Source organism: Herbaspirillum sp. Her4 (genome assembly GCF_057961335.1).
This window is the reverse complement of sequence record NZ_CM176330.1, coordinates 5,468,434-5,481,517: the sequence shown is the minus strand read 5'-3', so window position 1 is coordinate 5,481,517 and position 13,084 is coordinate 5,468,434. Positions and strand designations below refer to the sequence as shown.

The 13,084-nt window shown below is 63.3% G+C and carries 13 protein-coding genes and 1 pseudogene; 4 read left to right on the top strand and 10 right to left on the bottom strand.

Annotated features, from left to right (window positions below; genetic code table 11):
- Positions 1 to 10 precede the first annotated feature (10 nt).
- The 7 genes from ACWFUC_RS24805 to ACWFUC_RS24775 all read right to left on the bottom strand — a co-directional run bounded on the left by ACWFUC_RS24805 (position 11) and on the right by ACWFUC_RS24775 (position 7,626).
- Positions 11 to 385, bottom strand: coding sequence for an Hpt domain-containing protein (locus ACWFUC_RS24805; RefSeq protein WP_489623695.1), 375 nt, complete (start codon positions 383 to 385; stop codon positions 11 to 13).
- Positions 386 to 421: 36 nt separating this feature from the next.
- The gene (locus ACWFUC_RS24800) at positions 422 to 2,089 is read right to left on the bottom strand and encodes a sensor histidine kinase (protein WP_489623694.1); all 1,668 of its coding nucleotides are present in this window, start codon (positions 2,087 to 2,089) and stop codon (positions 422 to 424) included.
- 29 nt (positions 2,090 to 2,118) lie between these two features.
- The gene (locus ACWFUC_RS24795; protein WP_489623693.1) at positions 2,119 to 2,760 is read right to left on the bottom strand and encodes a response regulator; all 642 of its coding nucleotides are present in this window, start codon (positions 2,758 to 2,760) and stop codon (positions 2,119 to 2,121) included.
- 225 nt (positions 2,761 to 2,985) lie between these two features.
- Entirely contained in the window at positions 2,986 to 4,560 is a 1,575-nt protein-coding gene (locus ACWFUC_RS24790; protein WP_489623692.1) for a cryptochrome/photolyase family protein, read from the bottom strand.
- Positions 4,561 to 4,581: 21 nt separating this feature from the next.
- Entirely contained in the window at positions 4,582 to 5,835 is a 1,254-nt protein-coding gene (locus ACWFUC_RS24785) for an MFS transporter (protein ID WP_489623691.1), read from the bottom strand.
- Positions 5,832 to 6,428 carry a chalcone isomerase family protein gene (locus ACWFUC_RS24780; RefSeq protein WP_489623690.1) on the bottom strand — a complete coding sequence of 199 codons (597 nt, stop codon included), beginning with the start codon at positions 6,426 to 6,428 and terminating at the stop codon, positions 5,832 to 5,834. Before ACWFUC_RS24780 ends, ACWFUC_RS24785 begins: the two co-directional genes overlap by 4 nt.
- Before the next feature lie 280 nt (positions 6,429 to 6,708).
- A complete protein-coding gene (locus ACWFUC_RS24775; protein ID WP_489623689.1) occupies positions 6,709 to 7,626 on the bottom strand; it encodes a LysR family transcriptional regulator in 918 nt (305 codons plus the stop codon).
- A 158-nt stretch (positions 7,627 to 7,784) separates the two neighbouring features.
- On the opposite strand from ACWFUC_RS24775, the gene ACWFUC_RS24770 reads away from it, so the two are divergent.
- Genes ACWFUC_RS24770 through ACWFUC_RS24760 form a run of 3 tightly spaced genes read left to right on the top strand, consistent with a single transcriptional unit; the run spans position 7,785 to position 11,528 of the window.
- The gene (locus tag ACWFUC_RS24770; protein ID WP_489623688.1) at positions 7,785 to 8,651 is read left to right on the top strand and encodes an intradiol ring-cleavage dioxygenase; all 867 of its coding nucleotides are present in this window, start codon (positions 7,785 to 7,787) and stop codon (positions 8,649 to 8,651) included.
- Positions 8,652 to 8,658: 7 nt separating this feature from the next.
- Positions 8,659 to 9,732, top strand: a complete 1,074-nt coding sequence (locus ACWFUC_RS24765; RefSeq protein ID WP_489637388.1) for a maleylacetate reductase — start codon at positions 8,659 to 8,661, stop codon at positions 9,730 to 9,732.
- A gap of 59 nt (positions 9,733 to 9,791) precedes the next feature.
- Positions 9,792 to 11,528, top strand: a complete 1,737-nt coding sequence (locus ACWFUC_RS24760) for a tannase/feruloyl esterase family alpha/beta hydrolase (RefSeq protein ID WP_489623686.1) — start codon at positions 9,792 to 9,794, stop codon at positions 11,526 to 11,528.
- Between the two features lie 30 nt (positions 11,529 to 11,558).
- On the opposite strand, the gene ACWFUC_RS24755 is transcribed toward ACWFUC_RS24760, so the two are convergent.
- From ACWFUC_RS24755 to ACWFUC_RS24745, 3 genes are all read right to left on the bottom strand, one after another.
- Positions 11,559 to 11,903 carry a type II toxin-antitoxin system RelE/ParE family toxin gene (locus ACWFUC_RS24755; RefSeq protein ID WP_489623685.1) on the bottom strand — a complete coding sequence of 115 codons (345 nt, stop codon included), beginning with the start codon at positions 11,901 to 11,903 and terminating at the stop codon, positions 11,559 to 11,561.
- On the bottom strand, positions 11,900 to 12,175 hold the full coding sequence (locus ACWFUC_RS24750; protein ID WP_259433091.1) for a type II toxin-antitoxin system Phd/YefM family antitoxin: 276 nt from the start codon (positions 12,173 to 12,175) through the stop codon (positions 11,900 to 11,902). The genes ACWFUC_RS24755 and ACWFUC_RS24750 overlap by 4 nt, the downstream gene beginning before the upstream one ends.
- Positions 12,176 to 12,314: 139 nt before the next feature.
- Entirely contained in the window at positions 12,315 to 12,479 is a 165-nt protein-coding gene (locus ACWFUC_RS24745) for a hypothetical protein (RefSeq protein WP_489623684.1), read from the bottom strand.
- Between the two features lie 158 nt (positions 12,480 to 12,637).
- Between ACWFUC_RS24745 and ACWFUC_RS24740 the strand changes: the two are divergent.
- Positions 12,638 to 12,964: pseudogene (locus ACWFUC_RS24740) on the top strand (helix-turn-helix domain-containing protein); the annotation flags it as partial.
- Positions 12,965 to 13,084: the final 120 nt, after the last annotated feature.

Sequence of the window (13,084 nt, the reverse complement as noted above, 5' to 3'; positions counted from 1 at the left end):
CCCGTGCAGGTCAGGACTGGGGGAGGGAGCGCGCGCAGCGCCCGATTTCATCCAGCACCAGCGCGAAGCTGGCCTGCAATTGCGCCAGTTCTTCCGGACGCGGCGTCTGGCCGTTGCGGGCGGCCTGTTCGGTCTGCTGCAGCAGCATTGTCAGTACCTGGGCCTGAAACATGGCACTCATGCCTTTGAGGCTATGGCTTTCGTGCCGGCTGCGCTCGGCATCGCCATCCCGGGCGGCCTGCTCCAGCCGGGCAAAAATGGCCGGCGCGCTGTCGGCGAAGGTGCGCGCCAGTGAGGCGACGGTGCCGGTGTCCCCGCCCACCGCTTCCAGCAGTTGGCTCGGGTCGATGTGGTGATAATCGGTCAGTGACTGGCCCAGTTGCACGGTAATCCCCTCTGTTCTCATGGCTTGGCGGCCGATTTACTTCGGCTCTTGCAGCGGCAATGTGAAGCTGAACGTCGATCCTTGATGTTGTTTGGACTGTAACATGAGTTGGCCCCCCATGAGCGTCACCAGCCGTTGCGCGATGGTCAGCCCGAGGCCCGCGCCGTCCTTGGCGCGGCGCTCACTGTCATCGGCCTGGGTGAACTTCTCGAAGATGGTATCGACTTGCCCGGCGGGAATGCCGATGCCGGTGTCTTTGATACGGATGTCCAGCTGGTCGCTGCTGCGATCGACTTCGACCAGCACGCGCCCGGTGTCGGTATAGCGCACGGCATTGCCGATCAGGTTTTCCAGCACGCGCAGGACCTTGCGCTGGTCGCATACGATGATCTGCGGGACGTCGTCGCTGATACGGCATTCCAGCTGCAGGCCCTTGGTCTGGGCTGCCTGGTAATGGCGGGCGATGGCATGGCTGACCAGTTCGCGGATGTTCTCCGGTTCCCGATGCACGGCCACGCGGCGGTCTTCCAGGGCGGTCACTTCGAGGATGGACTCGACCAGTTCCAGCAGGCGGTTGCCGCTGTCATGGATGGCGGTGGCGTATTGCGCCAGCGGCGACTCGCCCAGTTCCTCACGCAGCGCATCCGAATAGCCCAGCACGCCGTTGAGCGGGGTACGGAATTCATGCGACATGTTGGACAGGAAGCGCGACTTGGCCTGGCTGGCCTGCATGGCTTCCTGGCGGCTCCGCACCAGCGAGCCGGCCATCCAGATCAGGACGGCATTGAAGATCAGCACGGCCAGGGTGATCAGGGTCGCCAGCGTCAAGGTCCGGTTGCGTTCACGGTAATAGGGGGCCAGGCGCTCTTCGATATCGATGCCCACCGAGGCGTAGAGCGGATAGTCGCGCAGCTTGTGGAAGGCGTAGATGCGCTCGCGCCCGTCGACCCGGCTGAACGCGTCGATCACGCCGCTTCCTTGCGCCAGCATGGCCGCATAGACTTTGCCGCCGTTGACCTGCTCGCCCATGGCGTCCATGTCGCCGGTGCGGCGCACGCGCGCGGTGCCATCGGCCCCGACCAGCGTGATCACGCCATGATGACCGACATCGATCTGGTGGTACAGGCTGGTGAAGTACTGGGGATCGATGGACACCACGATCACGCCGCCAAAGCCGCCGTCAGGACGGTTGATGCGGCGGGTCAGCTGCAGCGACCATTTCTTGGAGACGCGCCCGAGCACCGGCTTGCTGATGAACAGCTTGTCCTCGCCACCCTGCATGTGCACCTGTACGTGCTCGCGGTCGGCCAGGTTCAGCGGCGTGAAGGGCTTGCTGGAGAGCACCACGTCACCCTTGGCATCGACGATGGTGAAGAGGTTGTAGACATTGCGCGCCACCAGGCCGTTGGAGATCTCGGTAGCCAGGTCCAGCGACTGGCCGCGCTCTGCATAGCGATAGCGCAGGTAGAGGGCGGCCTGGTCGGCGGCCTCGATGGTGCGGTAGGCGTGTTCGAGGAACAGCCGCGACAGCGACTGGGCATCGCGGCGGGCATCCTGCAGATGGTTCTCGCGGCTGGCGTTGAGTTCCTTGAACGCCCCCAGCCAGAGACCGCAGATCAGCAACAGCGAAAACAGGCCCAGGGCCAGGCGCAGGTCGATGCGCGCGAACCGGAGGGGGAGAGGGGGGTGTTTCCGGTCATCCATGGCACTGCGGGCCTTTCCTGGTTGATCCCTTAGCGGGTCTCGCGCTCCCTGCGGGCACAGCAGGCCCGCATGTAACCGCGCAATTCATCAAAATTGACCGGTTTGGGGAAGAACACCACCCCGGCCGGAATACCGCCGCGCATGGCCATCTCTTCCGCATCCAGGCTGCTGACGATGGCGATGCTCACATCCTGCAGCTCCGGATCGTGGAGGATGGTCTTGACCACTTCGTAGCCATCCATGCCTTCCATTACGATATCGGCCAGCACCACGTCGGGTTTGCTGCGCGCGATCTCCAGCAGCGCCTTGTAACCGTTGTCGCAATACACCAGATCCAGCGGCAAGCCCCAAGAGCCGAGGGCACCGGCATACAGCTCGCGCTGCAGGCGGTTGTCCTCGATCACCAGCACGGCGGTGCGGCCGTTGCCGGGACGCGCTGCCGGACTGCTGCGTCCGTGCTCGGCCGTATCGCCGGACGACGAGGAGCCCGGCGTGGACTTGTAGGCATGCACCGCCGCCAGCGGAATGCGGCGGTGCCCGCCCTTGGTCTTCCAGGCCTCAATGATGCCGGCCTCCACCAACTGCTGGACGGAGGACACCGAGATGCCCAGGATGTGCGCCGCTTCCTGCGTGGTGCACACCTCGGAGCTGCTTGTCTTTGCGGTTTTCATAAATTCATTATCGGTATTTTACACAAATAAATCAAATTCATTAGATAGAATTTGAATTCGGTATAATCGGTTTTCGACGAAAAGCAACAGTGCTGCCCATGGGCAAGCCTTTGACGGCCCATTATGCAGAGAATTTCGTGAGTTCGTCAGATTTTGTGTATTTTGCCTGCGTTTACCGCAGCCGGCAGCAATTATCGCGCGCCGGGAGCGCCTGCCGGTGCGGGTTCAGAGGGTGTCGAGTTGGCTGCGCAGGTCGGCCGCGCGTTGTTGCAGGGCCTGGACATCGTCGGGCTGCATTTTTTTGATCTGCTGATAGGCCATGCCCATGCGCGGGTTGTTGCCGAAGGTGGATTGATGGCGCAGGAAGAAATCCCAGTACAGGGCATTGAAGGGGCAGGCGTCGGCGCCGGTTTTCTGCTTGGGATCGTAGGCGCAGCCCTGGCAATAATCGCTCATGCGGCCGATGTAGGCGGCGCTGCTGACATACGGTTTGGTGGCGATGATGCCGCCATCGGCCCACTGGCTCATGCCGAGGGTGTTGGGCAGTTCCACCCACTCGAAGGCATCGATGTAGATGCCCAGGTACCAATGGTGCAGTTCCTTGGGATCGAGCCCGGCCAGCAGGGCGAAATTGCCGATCACCATCAGGCGCTGGATGTGATGCGCATGGGCCGTCTCCAGCGACTGGCCGATGGCGTGGCGCAGGCAGTTCATGCGGGTTTGTCCGGTCCAGAACCAGGCCGGTAGCGGCAGGCGGTGCGCCAGTGCGTTGCGCTCGTCATAGCCGGGCATCTGCGACCAGTAGATGCCACGCACATATTCCCGCCAGCCGATGATCTGGCGAATGAAACCTTCCACCGCCGCCAGCGGCGCTTTGCCTTCCCGCCAGGCCTCCTCGGCGCGGCGCACCACTTCCAGCGGATGCAGCATCTTCACATTGAGCGCGAAGGACAGCAGCGAGTGGAACAGGCGCCGGGCCTTGCTGCTCATGGCATCTTCATAGTCGCCGAAGTGCGGCAGCACGGTGGTGATGAAGTGATCCAGGTGCTGCAGGGCTTCGGTACGGTCCAGCGGCCAGCGCAGCTGCGTGGCCTGGGGCTCGCCGAAGCTGCGCACACCTTGTGCCTGCAGCATCTCCCACAGGACGCCATGGTCGTGCGGCTGGCGCCAATCCCGGGGCTCGGGCGGATTGCCGGGCCAGCGCTTGCGATTGTCGTGGTCGAAATTCCATTGGCCGCCTTCGGGCTTGCCATCGGCATCGAGCAGCAGTTCGAAGCGGCGGCGCATCTGGCGATAGAAATGCTCCATCAGCCATTGCTTGCGGCCTTCAAAGAGGCGCGGCAATTCATTGCGCGCAGTGAGGAAGTGTTCACTGTCGACCACGGCGGTCTGGCCCTGATGGGCCTGCGCCCAGGTGTCGCCCCATTGCTGCAGGGCCTGGTCGACGCGCCATTCATCCGGTGCCTGCCATTCAACGCGGGTGGCCTGGTAGTGCGCGGCCAGGGCATCGAGATTGTCCACGAGCGACTGGCGGTTGCTGGGATCATCCAGACGGATATAGCGCACCCGGTGGCCGCCCGCGCGCAACTGCTCGCCGAAGGCCCGCATGGCCGCGAAGATGGCCAAGATCTTTTGCGCGTGATGCAGCACGTAGTCGGTTTCGGAACGCACTTCCATGAGCACGTAGACCACCTCGGGATCGGCGTGGTCGAACCAGGAATGCTGTGCATTCAACTGATCGCCCAGGATCAGGCGCAGGGTGGAGGCGGGAGAGGCTTGCGCATCGGTCTTTTTCTTCATGATCAGCGAACGGGAAATTGCTCAGGCAGCGTGCTGACGGCCATAGCGCCCCAGCGCCAAGAACGCCGCCAGTTTCAGCACGCAAGGCAGGGCCGCGTAGACCAGCGGCAGGCTGCTGCTGGGCCCTTGTCCGGGTTGGTAATCGAGGGCTGACAGCAGTGGCAGGGCGATGCCCGCCAGCGCCAGGGCCAGCTTGCCCAGCATGGTCAGGATGCCGAAGGCGGCGCCCACCGAAGCGCGCTGCGTGACCACGCGCGCCAGCAGGACGGGGGGCAGCAACAGGTCGGCACCCAGTGCAGCACCGGTGGCCAGGCACACCAGCAGAAACGCCCAGCGGTCGCCCGGCCCCAGCAGGACCGCACCGACAAAGCCGGCAATGGAGAGCAGCATGGCCTGACGCCAGCAGGCGATGGTGCCGAAGCGGCGTGCCAGCGCGCTCCAGAGCGGCAGTCCCAATGCGGCGGCACCGAAGTAGGCTGCAAGAAAGCCGCCAGCCAGCGCACGTTCCTGCAATTGATCCTCGATGAAGAATAGCGCCAGCGTAGCCGGGATCGCGGCCGACAGGGCATTGAGCAGATAGGGCGGCAGCAGCGAACGAAACGCCCGGTTGGCCCACAGCCCGCGCAGCGATACGACCCAGCGCTCGCCCTGCGCCATCATCGGCGGAGCCGGCTGGCGCAGCAGCAACAGCAGCGCCACGCCCAGCACTGCGCCGAAGAACAGGCAGTACCAGGTAATGCGCTGGTCGATCAGCGCCGGATCTGCAGCCAGGATGCCGACCGGCACCACACTGGCCAGGATCACGCCGGCCAGCCCCGCACCTTCACGCCAGGGAACGGCGCGCATGCCTTGCTCCGGCAGGCGCGAGCCCCACGACAGATAGGCGATGCTCAGCATGCTGTGCGCGCCATAGGCCAGCACCAGCATCGCCACCAGCCACACCATGGCCGCCTGCGGCGTGGAGGGTGGCTTCCAGAGACAGATGAAGGCAACTGCAAGCACCACCCCGGCAGCCGCCATCCAGCGCTTCTGGCGTTGCGCCGAGCGATCCAGCAAGTGACCAAACAGGGGATCCTGCAGCATGTCCAGCAGGCGCGCGGCGAACAGCACCCAACCCAGCGGTGCCAGGGCCACGCCGACATGGCTGGCGTAGTAAGCCGGGATCTGCACGAACAGCGGCAGCGCGGCCATTGCCAGCGGCGCGCCCAGCAGGCCGTAGGCGGCATTGCTCAGGCGCGCGGAGGGGGGCGTTGCGGGCTGCGGGGCTGTGCTCAAGGCGTTTCCCCGAGCAGGCGTCGGCGCAGGCTTTCATCGCGGCTGGGCTGGCCCAGCCAGATGTTGAAGAAAGAGCGGGCCAGTTCGGGATCGGCGATCTCGGCCAGCATCTTGTCGCGGTCATACAGGCGCATGCCGCGCTGGGGCAGGTAGACACCGACCAGCTCGTCGCCGTCGGCGACGTCGACGAAGGCGCGGTTCAGTTCGCTTTTCCAGCGCGCCAGCTTCGGCCCGGCGATGGGGGCCGGGCTCATGCGCTGGATCTCTTCAATGGAGGTGGAGGCCAGCTTGTCGCGGCTGATCTTGACCTTGTAGTCGAGTTGCAGGGCAAAGGGCTGGCTTTCATCCAGCGGCTTCTGCGCTGCCCACAGCGTGGCCTGATAGATGCGGAAACCCAGCCAGGTCATGGTGCCGCTGCCCACGGTCTGGATCTGCGCGGGCAAGGCTTCGCGCCAGGGTTGTGCAGCGTGTGCGGCGCGGCCGGGCCAGAGGGTCAACAGCGCCATCAGGAACAGCGCGCAGCAGGTCAGACGCAGGTGCTGCTGGCGCAGACCCTGTTGCAGATCAAGGGAGCGAACGGTGGCATCGGGCATCGGGGGTCTCCTCATGGGCAAGAAGCGGCATCACAGTCTTGTCAGCGAGCAATACAGTGCGCTGCATGCCGCCAATACAGTCGGCGGTGTTCTTCAGTACACGCTGAGAGCCTTGGCAATACAGTCTGCAAGGCGATCAGCAATACAGTGACGAGGTGTCAGCAACACCTCGGGCAACAAGATTACTACCAGTATAAGATAAAAGATACTGATCGGTATTTAATATTTACCAATCGGTATTGGCGGTGGGGTGTACGGAAAAAATCGTGCGCAGCGCTGCTCATCGTGTCCACTTGCGCTCATAGTCCATTTCCTCGAAATGCTGCAGCAGGAAGTCGACGAAGACGCGCACTCGGGCCGGCAGATGCTTGCGGCCCTGGTAGGCGATGTTGATGGTCAGGCGCGGCAGGTCCCATTCGTCCAGCACTGGCACCAGGCGGCCCGCGACGACGTCGTCATAGATGATGTAGTTGGGCTGGATCAGGATGCCCAGGCCTTCCAGTGCTGCCGCGCGGATGATCTGGCCATCGTTGGACTGCATCAGGGCAGTGATGTCGAGCTGCCGTTCGCGGCCATCGCGATGGGTGAAGTGCAGCAGGTTGGGATGGTTGGAGTGGCTGTACACCAGCAGGTCGTGCGCGGCCAGGTCATCGAGCGCGCGCGGCACGCCGCGAGCGGCGAGATAGCCGGGCGAAGCCGCCAGGATGCGGCGCGTGGCGGCCAGCCGGCGCACGGCGATATTGGAATCCGGCTCGAACTCGCGGGTGCGGATGGCGACATCGATGCCGCTGTCGAGCAGGTCGACGTAGCGGTTGGCCGCGACCACCTCCAGCGTGATGTCCGGATAGAGACGATGAAAGCGAGGCAGCAGCGGGCTGATGTGCTTCATGCAGAAGGACAGCGAGGAAGTCACCCGCAGCAGGCCGCCGGGGGCGACGCTGTTGGCATTGACCAGGGCTTCGGCTTCCTTCATCTGCGTGAGCGCCGCCTTGCAGTGGCGATAGAAGGCCTCGCCCGCCTGGCTCAGCGCCAGCCGGCGCGTGCTGCGTTCCACCAGGCGCGCGCCCAGGCGCTCCTCCAGCGCGGCCAGGCTGCGGCTGGCGGCAGCATTGGACATCCCCAGCGCCTCGGCGGCGCGCGAGAGGCTGCCCAGCTCGGCCACCTGCACGAAGAGTTCGAATTGATTCCAGCGGTCCATGGGACGGGCTTTCCGGGGAAGGGAGCGGGCCGAAGTGGAAAACAGTTTTCCACTTTCGTCATATATCTGCGAAAAGATAAGACCTATATTACCGCTCAGCGGAAAAATCAGTCCAATCACAACACACACGCACAACACACAACAGCGACGAGGAGACCATGCTCAATCTCAATGAAGACACCATTACCCAGGCCGTGCTGGCGCGCCATGCCGGCATGCCCGATGAACGGCTGCGCCAGATCATGACCAGCCTGGTGCAGCACCTGCACGCCTTCGCGCGCGAGGTACAACTGACCGAGGAGGAATGGTTCGAGGGCATCCGCTTCCTCACCGAGACCGGGCAGCTGTGTTCCGACAAGCGCCAGGAATTCATCCTCCTGTCCGATACCCTGGGACTGTCGGCGCTGGTGATGGCGCAGCAGAATCACAAGCCCGCCGGCTGCACTGAGGCGACCGTATTCGGTCCCTTCCACGTGGAGAATTCGCCGGTCTATCCGCTGGGTGCGGATATCTCCAACGGCGCCAAGGGCCAGCCCTGCTTCGTCAGCGGCAGCGTGCGCGGGCGCGATGGCCAGCCCGTCGCGCATGCCAGGATGGAAGTGTGGCAAGCCGATGAGGATGGTTTCTATGACGTCCAGTATCCCGACCTCGACCAGTTGCAGGCGCGCGGCACGCTGCATACCGATGCGCAGGGACGCTACCACTTCCGTAGCATCCTCGCCAATTCGTATCCGATCCCGCATGACGGACCGGTCGGCAAGATGCTGGAGACGCTGGGTCGTCATCCTTGGCGGCCGGCGCACCTGCATTTCCGCATCCAGGCCGAGGGCTATGAGACGTTGATCACCCATGTCTTCCGCCGCGGGGACGCGTATCTGGAGTCCGATGCCGTTTTCGGCGTGCGCTCCACGCTCATCGCCGACTGGCCGCGCCATGAGGCCGGACGCGCGCCCGATGGCAGCACCTGTGAGCAACCGTTCTACACGCTGGACTATGATTTCATCCTCAATCCTCAGCGCACCTGATCCTGCCATGTCCCTGCCTGCCAACAACAGTTTTACCTATACCAGTTCCGCCGCCCGTGTGATCTTCGGTGCCGGCAGCCTGCAGCACCTGGTGCGCGAAACCGACCTGCTGGGCGCGCGTCGCGCCCTCGTGCTGTGCACGCCCGGCCAGCGCGCCGAGGCCGAGCGCGCCGCCGCCCTGATCGGTGAGCGCTGTGCCGGGATATTCGACCAGGCCGTCATGCACGTGCCCATCGAGACCGCGCGCCATGCCCGTGAAGTCGCACGCGAACTCGGTGCGGACTGCGCCATCGCCATCGGCGGCGGTTCCACCATGGGATTGGGCAAGGCGATCGCACTGGAATCCGAACTGCCCATCCTGGCCATCCCGACCACCTATGCCGGCAGCGAGATGACGCCCATCTATGGCATCACCGAAGCCGGCCTCAAGAAGACCGGGCGCGATGCGCGCGTGCTGCCGCGCACGGTCATCTACGATCCCGAACTGAGCGCGGGTTTGCCGCTGAAGCTGTCGGTGACCAGCGGCATCAATGCCATGGCGCATGCAGCCGAAGGCCTCTATGCGCCGGATGCCAACCCCATCATGTCGCTGCTGGCCGAAGAGGGGTTGCGCGCACTGGCGGAGGGCTTGCCGCAGCTGGTGGCACGCAGCGCTGATCTGGCCGCGCGCAGCCAGTGTCTGTATGGGGCCTGGCTGTGTGGCACGGTGCTGGGCAATGTCGGCATGTCACTGCATCACAAGCTGTGCCACACGCTGGGCGGCAGCTACAACCTGCCGCATGCCGAGACGCATACCGTGATCCTGCCGCACGCGCTGGCCTACAACGCACCGGCGGCACCGGAAGCCATGCAGCGCATCGCGCGCGCCCTGGGGACCGACGATGCCGCGCAAGGTGTGCATGCATTGGCTGCCCGGCTGCAGGCACCGTTGTCCCTGCGCGAGCTGGGCATGCCGCATGAGGAGCTGGATCGCTGCACCGACATCGCCCTGCAGAATGCCTATGCCAATCCGCGCCCGCTTGAGCGGACGGCATTGCGGGCCTTGCTGGAGAATGCCTGGCAGGGGCGTGCGCCTGAGTGACGTATAGTGTGGCGGTGCAAGCGTTACGTAGACAACGTTGAGACCATCAGGAGACCGCCATGCCACGAACCACCCGCAGGCCCATGCTGTATCCGGCCTTGTTGAGTCCTTGCCTCATCGCGCTGCTGGCCGCATGCAGCAGCGCGCCCGAGAAGCCTGTCACCGACACGCCGGCGAGCACGCCACAAAGCTGCGCCGCCTTGCGTACCTTCACCCTTCCGGCCGCAGCCATTGGCCTGCCCACGCGCGGCGCACGCGTGACGGCCGCCGAGAGCGTGGCTGCCAGCGGCGAGGGCGCCAAGGCTGTTGGTGCTTACTGCAAGGTGAGTGGCGAGATCAGCCCGGTCGATCCCGCTGCACCGGCGATCCGCTTCCAGGTGGACCTGCCGGCGCAGTGGAATGGAAAGGCCCTGATGTTCGGTGGCGGCGGCTATGACGGCACCATTCCGGACGTGGCCGCCAACGTCCCTGCCGGCGCGGCCACGCAGCCCGGTCCCTTGGGGCGCGGCTATGCCACCTTTGCCAGCGATTCCGGCCACCAGGCCAATGCCACCACGTCGCGCGATGGTTCGTTTGGCAGCAACGACGAAGCCTTGCGCAATTTCGCGGGCGATGCCTTGAAGAAGACGCGCGACGCGGCGCTGGCCATCGTCACCGCCCATTATGGACAGCGGCCTGCACGGGTGTATTTCGCCGGCGGCTCCACGGGCGGACGTGAAGCCCTGGCCATGGCCAGTCGCTGGCCGTCTGATGTGGATGGCGTGATTGCCTTGTATCCGGCCTGGAATGCCGTCGCACTGAACCTGCAGTTTGGCCGCATGACGCAGGCCATGGCGCAGCCGGGGGCTTATCCCGATGCGGCCAAGCGCAAGCTCCTGTTCGATGCCGCCATGGCGGCGTGTGACCGTCTTGATGGCGTGGCCGATGGCGTCATCAGCAACGTTGATGCCTGCAATGCGCGTTTCGATCCGGCCACGGCCTCGCTCAACGGCAAGCCCTTGCGTTGCGAAGGCGGAGGCGAGGGCGGCGACGGTTGCCTGTCGGACGCACAGATTGCTGCCTTCAAGGTCTTCAGCACGCCGCTGGAGTTGCCTTATCCACTGGCCAGCGGCGAGACGCGCTATCCCGGATTCAACACCTGGGGCACGGATTGGGGCATGGGCACGGGCAGTCCTTTCCAGGCCATCATCCAGACACTGGGGCTGGGCACCGAGCAGCCCGCCAATCCGATGCCGGGCGTGAGCAGCAAAGGCAGTCCGCCGTATCACAGCACCTTCTGGGATCAGTGGGTGCGCTACTTCGTTACGCGCGATGTTAACTTCAATCCGCTGGCGTTGGATCCGCTGCGGCCGGGCGGGTATCAGGCGCGGGTGGTGGCGTTGAACGGCTTGCAGGATGTGAATCAGACCGATCTTTCGGCCTTCCGCAACAAGGGCGGCAAGATCCTGATCGCGCATGGCACGGCCGATGCGCTGGTCAGCACGCAGGCCACGCGGCAGTATCTGGGGCGCTTGCAGAAGGCGATGGGGGAACAGCAGCTTGAAGGCTTCGTGCGTTATTACGAGATCCCCGGCTATGGGCACGTGTTTGGTACGGCTTTCAATGCGTCCTGGGATTCACTGACTGCGCTGGAGCAATGGGTGGAGCAGGGGAAGGCACCGGTGGATCAGATCGTGGTGGATACCACCGTGGTACCGGGCCGCAGCCGGCCGCTGTGCCGGTATCCGGCTTGGCCGCAGTATCGGGGGAGCGGGTCCGTGAATGAGGCGGGGAGTTTTGTTTGTGTGGGGCGGTGAGGCATTGATGTGCGTCTTGCGGGAGCGTCTTCAGGCGCTCAGCAGGCGCGCCGCCAACACGGATTGCATGTCACGGCGACCGTCTGCGATCACGTAAATCAGGACCTGCTGCCCGGCCACGCGGTAGATCACGCGGTAAGGCTTGAAGAGAGTCTGACGATATTCTTTGATGCCAAGACTGACCAGCTCCTTTGGAAAGCTGCCACGTTCAGGGAAGCTCGACAGACTCTCTACAACATGCATCAACTGATCGAGGACATGGTCGGCGTTGGCCACACAGTCGAATTCAGAGATGTAGTCATGGATGGCTTCCAGGTCCCGCTCTGCCCCTTTGGTCAGCAGGACTTCGAATCTGGCAGACTTGCTCTTCTTCATTCAGCCGTACGCTTGGCACGCAGCCTGGCAACGACATCGCCTACCGGTGTGAGCTTGCCGGCAGCCACATCCTGATTGCCAAGCGCCAGGATTTTCAGCAAGGCGAGCGTTTCCTGAGTTTCTTCATAGGAAGCAAGGTCTTGCAGAACGGCCTTGGCTTCGCCATTTTGGGTGATGACCAACGGCTGACGCTGCTCGGCTAAATGTGTCAACACGTCGGCGGCATTGGCCTTGAGATAGCTGATCGGTTTGACTTGGGATGAGTAGCGCATGGACGTGCTCCTGATTGGGGTGGACTTAATATAGTCTTTTTATGGTCCTTGGGCAAGGAGGGGCAATCGTGCCCAAGGATTTCCCGCACCGCGAAAGCAGTTGACCGGCCGCGGCCGGGCGTCCTGCTGCGTTATCGAATCAATGAACCACCTGTGCATCGCCGCCCAGGCCCGCGCTGTATATATGGGAGAACACCGCTTCCGCCTTCATGTTGATTTCGTTGGAATCGTAGGCGCCGACTGGCAAATGCGCGTACAAGTGCTTGATGATCTCAGCCCTCATTTGGGCCTGCACGGTCGCCATACTACGCAATCGCTCCATTGCGAAACGCTGATCGGCCAATTTGGCCAATAAGTGTTGAATTGCACTAAAAACTGACCCACTTTCCCCGGAAATTTGCATCCTAAGTTGACCCATGTTTAGACCACAATCCTGCTCATGACAGCGAGCAGGAGAACGGAGTGATAGACGTGGCCCTACTTGGAATCATTCGACGCTGGTACATCAGAGACCGCATATCGATTAGGGAGATCGCCCGCAGGCTCGACATTTCCCGAAACACTGTTCGTCGCTACATTCGAACGGAGGCGATTGAGCCTTCCTATCCCAGCAGGAAATCATCCAGTTCGCTGGACGAATTCGCGCCCCAACTCACCGCCTGGTTGAGCGCTGAGGCAGTCAAATCTCGCAAGCAAAGACGAACCCTGAAACAGATGTTCCTGGACCTTAAGGAGTTAGGCTATAAGGGGTCGTACGACCGCGTCGCAGCCTTCGGAAGGCGGTGGAAGGTGGGTCAGATGGAGAGGGTCAATTCTGCGAGAAAATCAACAAGATGTCTTTATCAGGTTTGAATCTGATAGCGCTCTAGGCCTGAGATGGTCGAATGAGCTGTATATCGAAGTTCATCA